General features: G+C 37.1%; 14 protein-coding genes. 5 read left to right on the top strand and 9 right to left on the bottom strand.

Features of this window, described 5'->3' with window-relative positions; genetic code table 11:
* Window positions 1-172: 172 nt before the first annotated feature.
* Window positions 173-1,693: an MBL fold metallo-hydrolase gene (locus tag KO502_RS08965; RefSeq protein WP_216022236.1), complete on the top strand. Its 1,521-nt coding sequence runs from the start codon at window positions 173-175 to the stop codon at window positions 1,691-1,693.
* A 98-nt stretch (window positions 1,694-1,791) separates the two neighbouring features.
* Window positions 1,792-3,735: a nucleoside-diphosphate sugar epimerase/dehydratase gene (locus KO502_RS08960; protein WP_216022235.1), complete on the top strand. Its 1,944-nt coding sequence runs from the start codon at window positions 1,792-1,794 to the stop codon at window positions 3,733-3,735.
* 221 nt (window positions 3,736-3,956) lie between these two features.
* On the opposite strand, the gene KO502_RS08955 is transcribed toward KO502_RS08960, so the two are convergent.
* The 4 genes from KO502_RS08955 to KO502_RS08940 form a co-directional block, all read right to left on the bottom strand.
* Complete coding sequence (locus tag KO502_RS08955; RefSeq protein WP_216022234.1) at window positions 3,957-4,439, bottom strand: glycine zipper 2TM domain-containing protein; 483 nt, start codon at window positions 4,437-4,439, stop codon at window positions 3,957-3,959.
* 55 nt (window positions 4,440-4,494) lie between these two features.
* Window positions 4,495-5,097, bottom strand: a complete 603-nt coding sequence (gene lpoB / locus KO502_RS08950) for a penicillin-binding protein activator LpoB (protein ID WP_216022233.1) — start codon at window positions 5,095-5,097, stop codon at window positions 4,495-4,497.
* Window positions 5,098-5,186: 89 nt separating this feature from the next.
* Window positions 5,187-5,687, bottom strand: coding sequence for a YcfL family protein (locus KO502_RS08945; protein ID WP_216022232.1), 501 nt, complete (start codon window positions 5,685-5,687; stop codon window positions 5,187-5,189).
* Window positions 5,688-5,806: 119 nt separating this feature from the next.
* Window positions 5,807-7,258 carry a hypothetical protein gene (locus KO502_RS08940; protein ID WP_216022231.1) on the bottom strand — a complete coding sequence of 484 codons (1,452 nt, stop codon included), beginning with the start codon at window positions 7,256-7,258 and terminating at the stop codon, window positions 5,807-5,809.
* Between the two features lie 292 nt (window positions 7,259-7,550).
* On the opposite strand from KO502_RS08940, the gene typA reads away from it, so the two are divergent.
* On the top strand, window positions 7,551-9,368 hold the full coding sequence (gene typA / locus KO502_RS08935) for a translational GTPase TypA (protein ID WP_216022230.1): 1,818 nt from the start codon (window positions 7,551-7,553) through the stop codon (window positions 9,366-9,368).
* A gap of 113 nt (window positions 9,369-9,481) precedes the next feature.
* Here the strand turns inward: typA and gdhA are convergent, their stop codons facing one another.
* The 5 genes from gdhA to KO502_RS08910 form a co-directional block, all read right to left on the bottom strand.
* Entirely contained in the window at window positions 9,482-10,834 is a 1,353-nt protein-coding gene (gdhA, locus tag KO502_RS08930; RefSeq protein WP_216022229.1) for an NADP-specific glutamate dehydrogenase, read from the bottom strand.
* 199 nt (window positions 10,835-11,033) lie between these two features.
* On the bottom strand, window positions 11,034-11,414 hold the full coding sequence (gene rnk, locus KO502_RS08925; RefSeq protein WP_216022228.1) for a nucleoside diphosphate kinase regulator: 381 nt from the start codon (window positions 11,412-11,414) through the stop codon (window positions 11,034-11,036).
* Between the two features lie 104 nt (window positions 11,415-11,518).
* A complete protein-coding gene (locus tag KO502_RS08920; protein WP_354668313.1) occupies window positions 11,519-11,917 on the bottom strand; it encodes a GreA/GreB family elongation factor in 399 nt (132 codons plus the stop codon).
* Between the two features lie 416 nt (window positions 11,918-12,333).
* On the bottom strand, window positions 12,334-14,505 hold the full coding sequence (locus KO502_RS08915) for a glutamine synthetase III (protein ID WP_216022227.1): 2,172 nt from the start codon (window positions 14,503-14,505) through the stop codon (window positions 12,334-12,336).
* 531 nt (window positions 14,506-15,036) lie between these two features.
* The gene (locus KO502_RS08910; RefSeq protein ID WP_216022226.1) at window positions 15,037-15,267 is read right to left on the bottom strand and encodes a hypothetical protein; all 231 of its coding nucleotides are present in this window, start codon (window positions 15,265-15,267) and stop codon (window positions 15,037-15,039) included.
* A gap of 96 nt (window positions 15,268-15,363) precedes the next feature.
* Between KO502_RS08910 and KO502_RS08905 the strand changes: the two genes are divergently transcribed.
* Window positions 15,364-16,317, top strand: coding sequence for a virulence factor BrkB family protein (locus tag KO502_RS08905; protein ID WP_252730680.1), 954 nt, complete (start codon window positions 15,364-15,366; stop codon window positions 16,315-16,317).
* 61 nt (window positions 16,318-16,378) lie between these two features.
* On the top strand, window positions 16,379-16,816 hold the full coding sequence (gene dtd, locus KO502_RS08900; protein WP_216022224.1) for a D-aminoacyl-tRNA deacylase: 438 nt from the start codon (window positions 16,379-16,381) through the stop codon (window positions 16,814-16,816).
* Window positions 16,817-16,983 lie beyond the last annotated feature (167 nt).

The following is a 16,983-nucleotide window of genomic DNA, read 5'->3' as shown; positions in this document are numbered from 1 at the left end:
CTTCCTACATTTTGAGATATGAGGTTATATTATTTTGATTACCGTAGGAGGCAGCTTCCTACGGGCAACATTTAAGTGGATGATAAACTTGAATGTTGGGTGGTTTACTTGTTATAACGTTATGTATTAATGACGAATAGGATATTCGTGTTCTACTAAAAAAGGATTTATTATGTTTATCTCTCCTCAAATTACTCATCATGGCGCTGTTAACGGCGTAACAGGCTCTTGTCATCAATTAACGATTAACGCTACAACGAGTGTGCTAATTGATTGTGGTTTGTTTCAAGGTGCGGAAATCTCTGGAAACCCCGAAGGTGATGGTTTAGCGATTGATTTTGATGTAACACATATCAGTGCTTTAATTGTTACTCATTGTCATATTGATCACGTTGGTCGAATTCCGTATTTATTAGCGGCAGGCTTTACCGGTCCCATATTTTGTACTGAGGCTTCTGCTAGTTTACTGCCTTTAGTGATTGAAGATGCATTAAAGGTGGGTGTTACCCGTGACAAAACTTTAATTGCAGCGTGTCTTAAATTATTAAAAAAACAAATTACCTCAATTCCTTATAAACAGTGGTTTAGTTTACCTGTCAATACTATATCTGAAAGTGTAAATACGAATAGTTATATCACTTATAGAAAAGCCAAAGCTAAGTTTCAACCTGCAGGACATATTTTAGGGTCTGCTTATGTTGAAATAGATCTAGCTGAGCCTATTTTTGCTAATACTAGTAAAGCAATTAACAGTATTAATAATTTTAATGGCTCTATAACTAATAAGCACAGAGTGGTTTTTTCTGGTGATTTAGGCGCACCGTATGCGCCTTTACTGCCTGCACCTAAAAGTCCTTATCGGGCTGACACTTTGGTTATAGAGTCAACTTATGGCGATAAAAATCATCAAAGTAGAAAGCAGCGTCGTCAAAACTTACAAGGCGTTATTGAAAAAGCAGTTAACGATAATGGCGTGGTACTTATTCCTGCCTTTAGTATTGGCCGTACTCAAGAATTGTTATACGAATTAGAACAAATAATTTATCAACAATCTGTTCAGCTTAAAAAAGGCCAAGGTAGTAGGCAGCTACAAACAATGTGGCAATCTATTGAAGTTATTGTAGACTCACCCATGGCGGCAAACTTTACTGAACAGTATAAAAAATTTAAAAGCTTATGGGATGCTGAAGCTATGCATAAAGTAAAAGCTGGTCGACACCCTTTAAATTTTGAGCAACTTTATACTATTGGTGATCACAAACAACATTTGTCAGTTGTAAAAGCTTTGGCTAAACGTAATAAGCCTGCCATTGTTATTGCTGCTAGTGGTATGTGCTCTGGCGGGCGGATAATGAACTATTTAACACAATTTATTAGTGATAAAACTACTGACATTTTGTTTGTGGGTTATCAAGCGCAGGGTACGCCTGGGAGAGATATTCAAAAATATGCAAATAAGTATAACGGTTATGTAACGCTAGCAGGACAAAAGCATTATATTAATGCAGCCGTGCACAGTATAAGTGGTTATTCTGCCCATGCAGATCAAGCGGGACTTATCAACTTTGTTAAACGTATGCGTCATAAACCTAAACATATTAAAATAGTACATGGTGATGATAGTGCAAAAAATATGTTGCAAAACTGTTACGAAAACATATTACCTGCTAGTCTTATAGAAGTCGCCGAGTAAAATACGAGATATATCGTAATTAGCATCCCACTTAGGACGGTTTTGGGGTTATAATATTAGCCGTTGAAGGAATTTATTATCAGGCGTAAAAGGAGTGTTTGGTGTCTTTGTTAAAGTCAATTTTAAGTTTACCCCGTGTATATAAACGCATTATTACCGTTTTAGTTGATACCCTATTTTTGATTAGTGCATTTGCTTTGGCGTTATTAATGCGACTAGACAATGTGTCACTAGTTCTCAATCAAAATTATTGGCTAGTTTTTGTTTTCGCTTTACCTTTTTGTATTATTGCTTTTATTAAGTTAGGCCTTTATCGAGCTGTGTTGCGTTATGTAAATATGCAGGCAGTTTGGGCAATCGGAGGCGGCAGTATTTTATCTGCAACCTTTATTATAGGTGTTTCATTTTTACTTCAAATTTCTATACCACGTACCGTGCCTTTTATTTTTTTAGTGCTATGTTTGCTTTTTGTTGGTGGCTCAAGAGTCGCTATTAGAGCAATTGTAGGGCATAAATTATGGCATAAGAAAACCGCAGTACTGATTTTTGGTGCAGGCTCTTCTGGTAGGCAATTAACTACAGCATTATCACAAGGGGCTGAATACCATGCTGCGGCATTTGTAGATGATGACACGGCGCTGCAAGGTCATATTATTCATGGTATACAGGTTTATGCTCCAAGCCAAATTGAACGTTTAGTTACTCAAAAAAGAATAAAGAAAATATTATTAGCGATGCCTAGTACATCACGAGAACGTCGTAAAGAGGTGTTAAATAAAATTGAGTCGTTAGGTCTGCAAGTGTTAACTATTCCAGGTATTGCTGACTTAGTTGATGGCAAAGCTAAACTTGAAGAATTTAAAGATGTTGGTGTTGAAGATTTATTAGGCCGAGATCCTGTTGCGCCTAGGCCCGAGCTAATGAATGCTGATATTGCGGGTAAGGTTGTTATGGTAACCGGTGCCGGTGGTTCAATTGGCTCTGAGTTGTGTCGACAAATCATTCGTTTACAACCGACTAAATTGGTTATGTTTGAGTTATCAGAGTTTGCTTTATACACCATTGATAAAGAGCTTAATGAATATAAAACCGCGAACCAGTTAAACACTGAAATTATTCCGTTAATGGGCTCAGTGCAAAGAGTTAATCGTATTGAGACAGCAATGAAAAGCTTTGCGGTACAAACGGTTTATCATGCAGCAGCATATAAGCACGTGCCACTTGTAGAGCATAATGTTGTTGAAGGTGTTAGAAATAACGTCTTTGGTACTTACTATACAGCTCGTGCTGCGATAAATGCCAAAGTAGAGACTTTTGTGCTTATTTCTACTGATAAAGCCGTAAGACCTACTAATATTATGGGTACTACTAAGCGTATGGCTGAGTTGGTGTTACAAGCCTTAGCTAAAACTCAAGACAACACACGCTTTTCTATGGTTCGGTTTGGGAATGTGCTTGGCTCGTCTGGCTCGGTTGTTCCTTTATTTAGAAAGCAAATTAAAAGCGGTGGACCTGTAACCTTAACTCACCCTGATATTACCCGTTACTTTATGACTATTCCTGAAGCATCACAGCTTGTTATACAGGCTGGGGCTATGGGCAAAGGTGGTGATGTATTTGTGTTAGACATGGGCGATTCAGTAAAAATTTATGATTTAGCTAAAAAGATCATTCATTTGAGTGGCTTTTCAGTTAAAGATGCTAAAAACCCAAGTGGTGATATTGAAATAAAATGTACTGGTTTGCGCCCGGGTGAAAAGCTTTATGAAGAGTTACTTATTGGCGATAATGTTGAAGGTACTTCTCATGAGCGCATTATGACCGCGCATGAAGTCATGTTAGATTGGGCGTTGTTATCTTCTTTATTAGATAAGCTTGATGAAGCGTGCCATAACTTTAATCATGAGTTGATTAGAGAGTTGTTATTACATGCGCCTACAGGTTTTAATCCTAGTGACGGAATTTGTGACCTTGTATGGAAACAGAATAATCTAAGCAGATCTAAAAGTGCTGATATTATTAATTTAAAGAAAGCCCATTAATTTAAGCCTGAATATGGTTGGTAATTAATGGTTATCAATTAATGCTAAGTAAACGTATATAATGTTAATAAACAGATAAAGCGCGAACAAGTTCCCGCCTACAAGTAAGTCTTAAAACATTTGACTTGTAGGCGGGGTGTCAATCGCACAGTAGTTAATCGTGCAGTAGTTAATCGCGCAGTAGTTATTTGCTTATTACTCGGTAATGTAATAAATAATTTTTAATATTGCTTATCAATTCTGACACTGTCATCTGTTAGGTAAACCATTCTTACTGCATCTTGCGGTTGAAAAACCATACTGGGATCATAGTCTTGAATGACCATAAACTGTTGGCATTGTTTCTCTTCACAATCAATGGTGATCATTAGTTCGACTAAGTTAATAACTACTGTTTTATCTTGGCTATTGTTATTAGCAACATTGCCACCAATCACTGTACCTAATACGGTGGCGATAGTACGGCCACTACCACCACCAAATTGATTACCAATAACGCCGCCTATTAAAGCTCCGCCAAAGGTTTTCCAACCGCTATTTTTATCTTTAATTAACTCTTCTTGACTGATATTTCTCACCGATACTACGGTGCCAAATAATACTTGTTTTACAGGTACGGCTTTATTTCTTTCATAAGCTGCTGTTGATGAAAGGCTAAAGCATAGTGTGAACAAGGTTAAGCTTATTAATAATAGCGATTTCATTATCTTTCCTCTTTATTAAACCGAGCTCAGGTTATGTAAACCAAGCTCGTTAAATTTACCAACTAACGAATTCTTTTTCTTTCGTTTTACGGATTTCGGTTTCGTCTGCCCATTCAATTAAACCACTTTCTAAATCCATTAAGCGCAAGGTAAATTTATAATACACGTCAGATTGGTCTTTGTTTGTTTTTACTATACTTGCTAGGTTGCCGTAAAGCATATATTGAGCGCCAACTTGTTTACCAAATTGCATTGCCTTACTTGGGTCAACCATGCCGCTGTTTTGTTGGTAATCAAGTTGTTTTCTGGCTGCAGCAACGCGGCTCATATCAACAAACCTAAACTTACCTGAGCGTAATAATTTTGTTGAAATAGAGTCAGTAATTGATTCGGTATCTATGTGCTCGCTGGTTTTATTTTTAATGCTTTCCACAAACAGAATAGGGCGACTATTAGCGGTTAAGGTGCCTATTACAGGAGATACTAATAAAGAGTCGGTCATTTCACCCGCCACTTTTTGTAAATCTGTTGAACCAAACTCAATGTTGGTTGTTTCTACCGCGTTTGCATCACCATAACGTACAACTGACTTATTAGTACAGCCGGCGACAAGAGTAAGGGTGAGTGCAACACTGGTGATCATTATAAGTTTATTCATGTTTCTTCCTTTATGTTAGTCATGTAAATTGTTGTTTAATTTTAAAATACCTACCCGAGTGCTCTGTCGAGTAGGTATCTGATCTTTTCTTAATCGGCAAACTTGAAATATTGCTCTGCTACTTCTCGTACATAAATTTTAAATGTCGCCACTTGTGGCGTTGGCGCTAACCCAGGCAGACTCGCTGTTTGCATACCGTTTAATTCGAGTGGTTGCCATGGGCTTTTTCCTGCTTCAATAACAAAACCATCGGCATCAAACCAGGTAAATTGATATTGCAGGTGCTGTGTTTTTTTATAAGTGCTGGTAAGTGATAAATTAAGTTCAAGTAGAGAATTATTCTTGCGTGATCTGATGTCGCTTATATGTAGCTTTTTACCGAGATCAGGGTTATCGACTTGTAAGTGTTTTTCAAATTTTTGTCCTGGAGCCATTTGGTCTGTGCCCACTCCTGAGGTGACAGGTGGAACATTTTTACAGCCACCGATTAACAAACCTACTGTTAATGCTGCTGTTAATGTTACTCGCAGTCGCGTTGATTTTTTGGTTATAGACCAAGATATTGATTGTACTTCTGGTAATTTAATCATTTGTAGTACTCCATTTTTTAACTGACGTTATGCCGTTTTCTTACCTGAATTTAAAAACATCTTAAGCCGAGTTCAGGTAAATATTTATCAAAACTTACTTTCGGTGATCAAGGTGTCATTCACAGATTAATCGTCTGATAATTAGTATATCTGTCGATTGCTGTTAATGTTACTAAGGTTTGTCTATTTGGGTTAATGTTAACAGTTATTGTTTGTTTATTACCGTTTATGTTTAAAGTCAGATCGTGCTGCCCTGCGGCTAAATCAACACGAAGTATTTCAATACTGTCAGGTAATGTGCTCCAGCTTCGAGTATCGGCTTTCTCTGATACTATATTATAGAGGTTGGCTAATATGTTACCTATATCTCCGCCTTTGCGTGCTGCTTGTTTTCTGATTTGTTCTTTGGCAACAAGGCGTACTATTTGTCTTGTCACAATGCCTGGCATGTTATCTTGTAGTTGTTTAGCGGCAAGGGACTGAAGGCGAACAATTTCTTCTGATTGATAATTTTTTCCTTGATAACTTAATGATACCCCTGAGTATTTTTGTAAAGTGTTTGGGTAAACAGGTAGGGCAACATTGTAAAAACGAACGTTATTGTGATAACTAAATATTGGTAGGCTAAGCGAAACTTGCTGTTTACTGTTTACAATACCTTGTTCAACAATTAGTACGAGTTGGCCGTTATTACTCACGCTAACACTTTGCGTAATCGCTGGGGCAAAACGCTTTGTAAATATTTCGATGTCGTTACTCATCGCTAATTGATTGGCTAGTCGCCATACATCTTTTTGCACCGTGGTGTTGCTAGGGTATATCTCTAATGCTTTTTTGTAATCGATATAAGCGTCGTTTACTTGACCTGCGGCTTCATACAATACGCCTGATAAATAAAAGGTGTAAGCATTTTGAAAGCCATTTTTTACTTGTCCGATAGCCGTACTTTGCGCGGGATATTTACTATTAAGTGTTTTTTGACTAATTCCTTCGTCAGCCATTTTTTTCTGACTATCTTCAATGCTTTGCCTATTGGCTTTTAAAGCGTTGTTTTGAACTATATTTGCGCGCCTAATTTCGACTAAAGCACCAGAAAGATCTTGTTGATTTAAATAATTTAGTGCTTGATATGAGTTGAGCATGCTTTGCTCGTAATAAGGGACGTCATAACTCATGGCATTGTCGTTAGTTACAACAGAAGCCACTTTTGCTGTTTGTCGACTTAATTGAATTTTTGCTGCTTGTTGTTGCTCTTTAACACGCTGATAAACTTTTTCTAAGTCTTGCTGGCTAAGTGACGTATTCATTGCTAGGTATTCTAGGCGGCCTTTTTCTAATAGCGTTAGGCTGTATGTACCATCATTTTCATTGCGGGCAGGAATGAGAGATATTGCTTGTTGGAAGTCGCCATTTTTCTGCGCTACTTTTACGCCTTGCATTTGTTGATTGTAATTACTAAATAAATCACCGAAGCCCGTTGATGAGCATGCAGCAACAGATAAAGACAGTAAGAGGGGTGTGAAGAGTTTAAAGACTTTTTTAGCGTGCTGTTTAAGTAAGATGTTTAGCATTTTAATCACAGATACCAATTCAATGAATGTTGTTCTTAACTCAATGCAGTTAAGTGCAGTATAGATGAGTTTATAGCAAAAATTGGTGTAACCTTTTATGACATCGATAATATAACTGATATAGATAAACTAGCATCATTCTTAATAAAGTGTAATGGGGATATAGTAATTAATTTAGTGTTTTCTTTTTAGCCATAAAAGCTGTATAATGCGCGCCAATTATAGCCCTATTCGTTTATTTACTTAAAACTCTTGAGAGTGTGATAAACGTTAGCAACAGCGAGTAACGCCTGTGTTAGATAAATTAAGAAATGTGGCAATTATTGCCCACGTTGACCACGGAAAAACCACTTTAGTTGATAAGTTATTAGAACAGTCTGGTACCTTAGATACACGTGGCGGTCTTGAAGAACGTACAATGGACTCGAACGATATCGAGAAAGAACGTGGTATCACAATCTTAGCTAAAAACACGGCTATTAACTGGAACGACTACCGTGTAAACATTGTAGATACTCCAGGCCATGCCGATTTTGGTGGTGAGGTTGAGCGTGTAATGTCAATGGTAGACTCTGTTTTACTTATTGTTGATGCACAAGAAGGTCCTATGCCACAAACGCGTTTCGTAACGAAAAAAGCGTTTGCTCAAGGTTTAAAGCCAATTGTTGTAATTAATAAAATTGATAAGCCTGGTGCTCGTCCTGATTGGGTTATGGATCAAGTTTTTGAATTATTTGATAACCTTGGTGCTACTGATGAACAACTTGATTTTAAAGTTGTTTATGCTTCAGCTATTAATGGTTGGGCTACCCTTGAAGAAGGCGAAGTTGGCACTAACATGACTCCTTTGTTTGATACTATTTTAAACGAAGTACCAGCGCCTACTGCGGATCCTGATGGTCCTTTCCAAATGCAAATTTCTCAACTTGATTACAGCTCATACTTAGGCGTAATTGGTGTTGGTCGTGTTACTCGTGGTTCAGTTAAGCCTAACCAACAAGTTACTATTCAATTAGCAAATGGCGGTGTTCATAATGCTAAAGTGGGTAAAGTATTCGGTTACTTAGGCCTTGAACGTTTAGATGTTGCTGAAGGTTTTGCTGGCGATATTATCGCAATTACTGGTTTAGGCGAGTTAAAAATCTCTGATACGATTTGTTGCCCATCTGAAGTTGAAGGTTTACCTGCACTTTCTGTTGATGAGCCAACAATCAACATGACTTTCCAAGTAAACACTTCACCATTTTGTGGTAAAGAAGGTAAATTTGTAACGTCACGTAATATCAAAGATCGTTTAGATAAAGAATTAATTCATAACGTTGCATTACGTGTTGAGCAATTAGAAGATGCTGATAAATTTAAAGTATCAGGCCGTGGTGAACTTCACTTAGGTATTTTAATTGAGAACATGCGTCGTGAAGGTTTTGAATTAGCTGTATCACGTCCAGAAGTTATTATTCGTGAAGTAAATGGTGTATTAGAAGAACCATACGAAACAGTAACGATTGATGTTGAAGAACAACATCAAGGTCCTATCATGGAAAGAATGGGTGTTCGTAAAGCAGAATTAACTGATATGGCGCCAGATGGCACAGGTCGTATTCGTATGGACTTTATCATGCCAAGCCGTGGTTTAATTGGTTTCCAAACAGAATTCATGACATTAACGTCTGGCTCTGGTTTGATTTACCATACGTTCTTTGAATACGGACCGCACAAAGGTGGCGACATTGGCCAACGTAAAAATGGTGTAATGATTGCTAACGCTACTGGTAAAGCATTAACTAACGCTATCTTTAACTTACAATCTCGTGGTCGTATGTTAATTGGTCACGGTGTTGATATTTATGAAGGCCAAGTTATTGGTATTCATAGCCGCGATAACGATTTAACGGTTAACGCCCTTAAAGGTAAGCAATTAACTAACGTTCGTTCATCAGGTACAGATGAAGCACAAACGTTAACGCCGCCAATTGTTATGTCATTAGAGCAAGCGTTAGAGTTTATCGATAACGATGAGTTAGTTGAAGTTACTCCTGACAATATCCGTATACGTAAAAAGTCTTTAAAAGAAAATGAACGTAAACGCGAAAGTCGTGGTTCTAAATAAGTAGAAACTTACTTATAAGTAGCCAATAAAAAAGGTCGATTAGTTATGCTAATCGACCTTTTTTTTAATTAATCCGATTGGTATTAATCCTATTGGTATTAATCCTATTGGTATTAAACAACACCTTGCTCAATCATGGCATCGGCAACACGTCTAAAACCAGCAATATTAGCACCTAATACTAGGTTGTTTTCTTGCCCAAACTCTTTCGCTGTTTCACTCGCGCTGATAAATATATCTTTCATTATTTGCTTTAATTGTTCGTCTACTTGCTCAAACGTCCACTTTTGCATGCTGGCGTTTTGTGCCATTTCTAATTGACTTGTTGCTACGCCACCAGCATTAGCGGCTTTACCTGGCCCATAAGAAATACCCGCATCAATAAAAGCATCTACGGCTTCAGCTGTTGATGGCATATTGGCGCCTTCGCTAACGACATAACAACCATTTTTTATTAACGCATTTGCATCCGCTTCTGTTAGTTCATTTTGAGTTGCGCATGGGAAAGCTGCATCGGCTTTGTAGCGCCAAATAGCATGACCATCTTCAGGGTAATCAGATGTTGGCGTAAATTCAGCTTCAGGGTAAGTTTTAAGGTAATTTGATAATGAAGTGCGTTGTACTTCTTTAAGGTTTTTCACTTCAGCAAGAACAATACCTGTTGCGTGATATAAAGTACCTGAAGAGTCACTACACGCAATAGGAGTAGCGCCTAACTGGCAAAGTTTTTCCATGGCGTAAATTGCTACATTACCTGATCCGGAAACAAGGCATTGTGTACCTTGTAAGCTTTCACCACGACTATTTAACATGTAATCAGCAAAATAAACTGTGCCATAACCCGTAGCTTCTTTGCGTACTAATGAGCCGCCCCAAAGTAAACTTTTACCCGTTAATACACCTTCATAACGTCCTGTTAAACGTTTATATTGACCAAACATATAACCGATTTCACGTGCGCCAACACCAATATCTCCAGCAGGAACATCGGTTGTTGGACCAATATGGCGATATAATTCAGTCATAAATGATTGGCAAAAACGCATAATTTCACCGTCACTTTTGCCTTTAGGATCAAAGTTAGCACCACCTTTACCGGCACCAATAGGTAAACCGGTTAAAGCATTTTTAAACATTTGTTCGAAACCTAAAAATTTAATAATACCGGCGTTTACTGATGGGTGAAAACGAAGTCCACCTTTATAAGGGCCAATTGCCGAGTTAAATTCTACTCTGTACCCCTTGTTTACTTGGATACAGCCATTATCATCAACCCAGGGAACGCGAAACATAATTTGACGTTCAGGCTCTACCATTCGTTGAATTATTGCTTGTTGTTGATATTGCTCGTTTGCACTTAATACTGGCTCTAATGAACTTAACACTTCTTCGACTGCTTGGTAAAACTCACCTTGTGCTGGACTGCTTTTTTTAAGTTCAGAGATTGTTTCTTGAATATACGACATGTAAACCCTTATGTTTATCGGTACGCCATTTGCTTTTTATTAGCACTTAAAAGTATAAAATATGAACTTTAATCGCTCTGTTTTTATTCGTTTTTGTGCTGTCGCGTTAACAAAATTGTTTACGCGGGAATTAATTAGCAAAAATAATTTCTGTAATTTATCGCAATTCAAAAAAATTTGTTAGTGTTAAATTAACTTTTTATAGTTGAGCGACGTTGATTATTTCGACAGATTGTAGCCCTTGTTGTGTTTGCCATTGGATGCATTGCCCTGTTCTTAAGCCTAAAAGGGCGGATCCTATTGGTGCAAATATTGAAATACTATCTTCAAATTTAGTAACGTCATGAGCAAAGCATAAGGTTTTAGTGAATACTTTTTGACTCGCTACTATTTTAAAGGTTACTTGGCTGCCAATCATAACCACATCTTCTGGCATGTCTTTAGATTTAACAATGGTTGCTCGGGCTAATTCATCTTCAAGGGCTTCGACCTGCTCATGTGATAAATTACTTTTTTCTATTTGATCTTCTAATGCTGCTAAATCGGTCGTTGAAATAATAATATCTGGTTGTGTTTCCATAATGTTTCTCGTTTTTGTTGGTTAAAAGAGAGTGCTTCATTTTTTGTAGCACTCTCGGGTTTATGTTTATGCTTCTTTTTAATTTTATCTTTAAGCTAATCTAGTTAGTGATGGTTAACGGTTAGTATTTCCCAATGCAGTTGACCTGCTTCGGTATTGGTTTTGGTAATGTCACCACATCGTAAACCTAGCAGTTGGGTTCCTAAAATTGAGCTGAAAGATATAATTCCTTTTTCAATATGTGGCTTTTCATCCAATGTTATTTTTAATGTTAATACTTCTTGAGTATTTATATTTTTTAATATGACAGTGCTACCTACTCTTACCCTGTTTTGCAATCTTGAAGCTCTAGTTTGGCAAAATGCTAAATTATCTAACATGAATGCGATAGCTATAGGATCGGATAACCTACGAAAACCCGCTTTTTTAAAAATAATGTTTGATGGGCAAATTGAGGTTTTGCCAGACCTGAAAATAGACTTAATCAAATTGATATTAAGCACGGCTAATTCTCCAACCGAACGAATATGAAATTCAAATGAAAATAAAGAGGTTAATAATTTTTAATAGGGGAAACCGCCGAACGTACGATTTACGTTCGGCTTAAATTGGTAAGGTAAGAAGGTTATTCTTTATTAAGCTGTAGTTTTTAAACATTGGGGTAGATTAAATAAAAAACTAGTAAGTTGTATGTTTGGATAATAGCTTTTCTAAAAATAAAAACAAGCACTATTATATCAATCCGCATAAGAAAGTGAGCACTTAGCGAGAACTTAAAGGCTTAGAGGCAAGGCGTTAATTGAAGAGCAGCAGGGCGCTGAATAATGATTAGTTGTAATGAGTTAGAGTAGGGCTTTCTATAACAGAAACAAAAAAGCCGCTCTTAAAAGAGCGGCTTTTTAAAAAAGACTAGCAGTTATTATTTAATAAATAACATTTCTTGGTACTTAGGTAGTGGCCATAAGTCATCAGCTACTAACATTTCTAATGCATCACCGTGTAAGCGAGCTTCAGCCATTAATGGACAGATAACATCAGCACTATGACGCATGTGCGCTTCAACGTCTGCAAAATCATGTTTAGCAACTTCAACATCAATTGTAGCTACTGCAGCCATTAAACCGTTAATATGTTCAGCAACCTTTTTAGCAATTGAAGTATCTAATTCAATACCTAAATCAAGTGATGTAGCTGTTGTGTGTGTTAAGTCTGATAAGTAAGCAATTGCTGCTGGGTAGATCTTAGTCGTAGCAATGTCACTTACTAATTTAGCTTCAACTTCAATCGCTAAGTTGTATTGCTCAGCATATACTTCGTAACGACTTTCTAATTCAACCGCTGATAAAACACCAGTACGTTCGAATAACCCTTTGGTTTCGTCAGACATTAAGTGTGGTAATGCATCAGCAGACGTTGGTAAGTTTAATAAACCGCGCTCTTTAACTGCCATTTCGTGCCACTCAGAAGAGTAACCGTCACCGCCAAATACTGCGTTACCGTGTAATTCCATTAACTCTTTTAATACAGTGATAACTGCAGCTGTTTGATCTTGAGTTTTAAGTGCAGCTTCTAATTTCTCTGCAATCCAATCTAAAGAGTCAGCAAGCATTGTGTTCATTGCTACTAATGGACCAGAAACTGATTGCTCTGAACCAACAGCACGGAACTCAAAACGGTTACCTGTAAATGCGAATGGAGAAGTACGGTTACGATCGCCTGGATCACGGTCAAAGTTAAGGATTTGAGAAAGACCTAAGTCCATTTCGCCGCCGTCAGTTGAACCGATAAGTTTACCTGCTTTAATGTCTTCAAATACTTTTTCTAACTGATCACCTAGGTAAACAGAAAGGATAGCCGGTGGAGCTTCGTTAGCACCTAAACGATGATCGTTACCAGCAGAAGCAATTACTGCACGTAATAATGGACCATGTTTATGTACACCACGGATTACCGCGCCACAGAATAATAAGAACTGTAGGTTGTCGTGTGGTGTTTTACCTGGATCAAGTAAGTTACCTTGCGTGCTGTTACCAACAGACCAGTTAACGTGTTTACCCGAGCCGTTAACACCAGCAAATGGTTTTTCATGTAACAAACATAAGAAACCATGTTCTTTAGCTGTTTGTTTCATCATTGTCATTAACAATTGTTGTTGGTCAGCACCAACGTTTGCTGCACCGTAGTATGGCGCAATTTCAAATTGACCAGGAGCAACTTCGTTGTGATGTGTTTTAGCTGGGATACCAAGTTTGTATAATTTGTCTTCGAAGTCTTGCATGAACACTTGAACACGTGCAGGGATAGCACCGAAGTAGTGATCATCAAACTGTTGACCTTTAGCAGGAGCAGCACCAAATAAAGTACGGCCAGCTAATAATAAATCAGGACGAGCGTTAGCAAAGTTTTCATCTACTAAGAAGTATTCTTGCTCAGGACCAGCACTTGAGTTTAGGTCAGCAATTTCTGTTTCGCCCATTAATGATAATACTTTTTTCGCTGCTGTATTCATTGCTGCGTTTGAGCGTAAAAGTGGAATTTTTTTATCTAGCGCTTCACCAGTCCAAGACATGAAAACACTTGGAATCATTAAGGTTGCGCCATTCGATGTATGCTGAATGTATGCTGGGCTTGTTGGATCCCATGCAGTATAACCACGCGCTGCGTTTGTCATACGTAGACTACCGTTAGGGAAAGAAGAACCATCTGGTTCGCCTTTAATTAACAAGCTACCTGTAAATTCGTTAATTGCGTTACCTTCAGAGTTAGTCAAGATGAATGCATCATGCTTTTCTGCGGTAATGTTAGTCATTGGGTAGAAAACGTGAGAGAAGAATTTAGCGCCTTTAGATAAAGCCCAATCTTTCATTGCTGCTGCAACAATATCAGCTGTTGCAGAATCTAATGCTGCGCCAGTTTGAACTGTTTTTTTAATCGCTTTATAGGCTTTCTTAGAGATAGCCTCTTCCATTTTTTGTAAGTTAAAAACGTCTGTTGCCCAAATTTGGTTCAATGATTCTGTCATATTGAACGATAATGGTGCACGATTAGTGATTTGCTCAATTGCTTGTAGGCGAGTTTGGTTTCCACTCATTGTAGGCTCCTAGGCTTATATAATAAAGGATTTAGGGTTTAAGTTTACCGGTAACCTACCGGTTACGTATGGGATAAACTTAAAAATAACTTGATTTTGATATTTAAAAAGCAATAAACAGACCAAGTTTTTAATTTGTTCGTCGATAATTTTATTTCGATCATGAATTATCGTTACTTCTAACAAAACGGCAATTAGAATATTATTAACTACCAATAAATACAATTAGCTAATTGTTTGTAAACATTAACAATAGTTTAATGTTTTTATTGCGATACTGTTGATGCTCGGCTTAACTTATTATCGATAAGGTTAATATACCTTTTATGTATTGTTATTAATTAATCAGCTATTACATTAGCATTTATCGGCTATTTAACCCAGTCGTTAGATTAAAATACTTAAATTATTGCACGATATAAGTGCGTTTTACTTTTCATGGGGTTAACTTAAGCTATCAAATAGCGTTTTATGCGTAAGAACTAGCCGTAATACTCTAAAAGTTACTTATAAAAAGTTACGTATAAAAAGTTACCTATAAGGGTTATCTTGAAAAGTTGCAGCGTCTATTATTGCCCATAAGTGAAATACAGCGGCAATAATTGCTGGGATTACTAACCACCAAAGTGCATAACCGCCAACGCAAACAATAGCAAAAACTATTGCGGCTAATAATCTACCTTGCACGAGTTGTCCTAAACCAGGAAAAAAAACATTACATATTGCGGCAATAACATTACCCGCAGAACCTTGACCTGACATGAACACTCCAAATTTCTGTTTCGAAAACTAGCTAATTAATTACTGCTATCTTAATATGAACACTATCTTAATAAAATCAGTAAATTGTTAACAAGCATGAGTTTATTTAAAAACACAATCGTACATAAATGCTGGACTGAACATAAAGGGCAATTGTTTTATTTTGTCAGACGGGTTAAACGTGAAGACATTCAAATGATCGCAGGATATTTATCATTTGTTTGTTTAATGTCGCTTGTACCATTAATAATGGTGACTTTTTCGGTGATGACAGCCTTTCCATTATTTTCTGAAATTCAGCAATTATTAGAACAATTTGTATATCAACATTTTGTGCCCGCGGCAGGGGATATCGTTAAAGAATATTTAACAGGTTTTATTAATAATGCTTCAAAAATGTCAGCCATTGCTATTTCCTTCTTGTTTGTTGCTGCCTTACTGTTAATTTCAACTATAGATAATACCTTTAATAAAATTTGGCGAATTAAAAGAAAACGTCGACTAATGACGTCCTTTGCTATGTATTGGATGGTATTAACGCTTGGCCCTATTTTAGTCGGGGCAAGTATTGCTTTATCTACACATATACTGTCTATTGTGGCGATTGATGATTCAGCAATGCTTGGTAGAGATCTGTTGTTGCCGTTACTACCTTTACTGTCTTCAATTGCTGCCTTTGTTATTCTTTATATGGCCGTCCCTAATAAAGTGGTTCCTTTTAGGTTTGCTTTATTGGGGGCAACTGTTGCTGGAGTATTATTTGAAATAGCTAAAATATCTTTCGCCAAATATTTGAGTGCATTCCCGTCTTATCAAATTATTTATGGCGCATTAGCGACTATTCCTATTATATTTTTATGGGTTTATGTTTCTTGGCTTGTTGTGTTGGTAGGTGCATTAATTACTGTATCTCGACAAGAATATATTGAGTTAACAGAAAGTGCCTTAAAAGAGATGGAAGCAGAAGATAAAGGGATTACAAAAGAGTCAGTATCAATAGTGGATGATTCTGTAATGTCTAACGATAAAAATTCACAAACAAGTAAATGATACCAATCCAACTAATTAAGTGATCACTTAATTAATCCGATTGATATGAACAGGAAAATAAATGATAGTTTTAATACAACGGGTCAGTCAGGCAAGCGTTACAGTTGATAATGAAATTGTTGGTGAAATAGCATCAGGTTTACTGGTGCTTTTAGCTATTGAACCACTTGATGATGAAGCCAAAGCAAAACGCCTTGCTGAACGCGTAGCTGGCTATCGCGTGTTTAGTGATGAAAACGATAAGATGAATCTTAATGTGAAACAAGCGGGAGGCGATATTCTTGTTGTTTCTCAGTTTACTTTAGCTGCTGATACTTCTAGTGGTATGCGCCCAAGTTTTACGTCTGCAGCAAAACCTGAATTTAGTAATACATTGTATGAATACTTTACTCAGCAATTAAGAGACAAAGGTTTTAAAGCGCCAACAGGGCGTTTTGGTGCCGATATGAAAGTCTCTTTACTTAACGATGGTCCAGTTACTTTTACTCTAACAATATAATAGGCCCTGTTCGCTTTCTTATATTTTTAAAGTTTTACTTTCCCCTACCTACTACCTACTACCTACTACCTACAAGCTATTTATTTTAACTAGCTTGTATCTATATTTTCTAAATCTTAGGTACGAGCTAAAGCTTATAATACCAATCTGATTAAATTTCTTCCCAA

Source organism: Colwellia sp. E2M01 (assembly GCF_018860585.1).
Classification (GTDB): domain Bacteria; phylum Pseudomonadota; class Gammaproteobacteria; order Enterobacterales; family Alteromonadaceae; genus Colwellia.
The sequence above is the reverse complement of the archived record's forward strand: the minus strand, read 5'-3'. Positions and strand labels throughout refer to the sequence as shown.

Excerpts from the sequence above, each read along its gene's own strand:
- KO502_RS08965 (WP_216022236.1), top strand. The coding sequence starts at position 173 with ATGTTTATCTCTCCTCAAATTACTCATCATGGCGCTGTTAACGGCGTA.
- KO502_RS08955 (WP_216022234.1), bottom strand. The coding sequence starts at position 4,439 with ATGAAATCGCTATTATTAATAAGCTTAACCTTGTTCACACTATGCTTT.
- lpoB (WP_216022233.1), bottom strand. The coding sequence starts at position 5,097 with ATGAATAAACTTATAATGATCACCAGTGTTGCACTCACCCTTACTCTT.
- KO502_RS08945 (WP_216022232.1), bottom strand. The coding sequence starts at position 5,687 with ATGATTAAATTACCAGAAGTACAATCAATATCTTGGTCTATAACCAAA.
- KO502_RS08940 (WP_216022231.1), bottom strand. The coding sequence starts at position 7,258 with ATGCTAAACATCTTACTTAAACAGCACGCTAAAAAAGTCTTTAAACTC.
- gdhA (WP_216022229.1), bottom strand. The coding sequence starts at position 10,834 with ATGTCGTATATTCAAGAAACAATCTCTGAACTTAAAAAAAGCAGTCCA.
- rnk (WP_216022228.1), bottom strand. The coding sequence starts at position 11,414 with ATGGAAACACAACCAGATATTATTATTTCAACGACCGATTTAGCAGCA.
- KO502_RS08915 (WP_216022227.1), bottom strand. The coding sequence starts at position 14,505 with ATGAGTGGAAACCAAACTCGCCTACAAGCAATTGAGCAAATCACTAAT.
- KO502_RS08910 (WP_216022226.1), bottom strand. The coding sequence starts at position 15,267 with ATGTCAGGTCAAGGTTCTGCGGGTAATGTTATTGCCGCAATATGTAAT.
- KO502_RS08905 (WP_252730680.1), top strand. The coding sequence starts at position 15,364 with ATGAGTTTATTTAAAAACACAATCGTACATAAATGCTGGACTGAACAT.
- dtd (WP_216022224.1), top strand. The coding sequence starts at position 16,379 with ATGATAGTTTTAATACAACGGGTCAGTCAGGCAAGCGTTACAGTTGAT.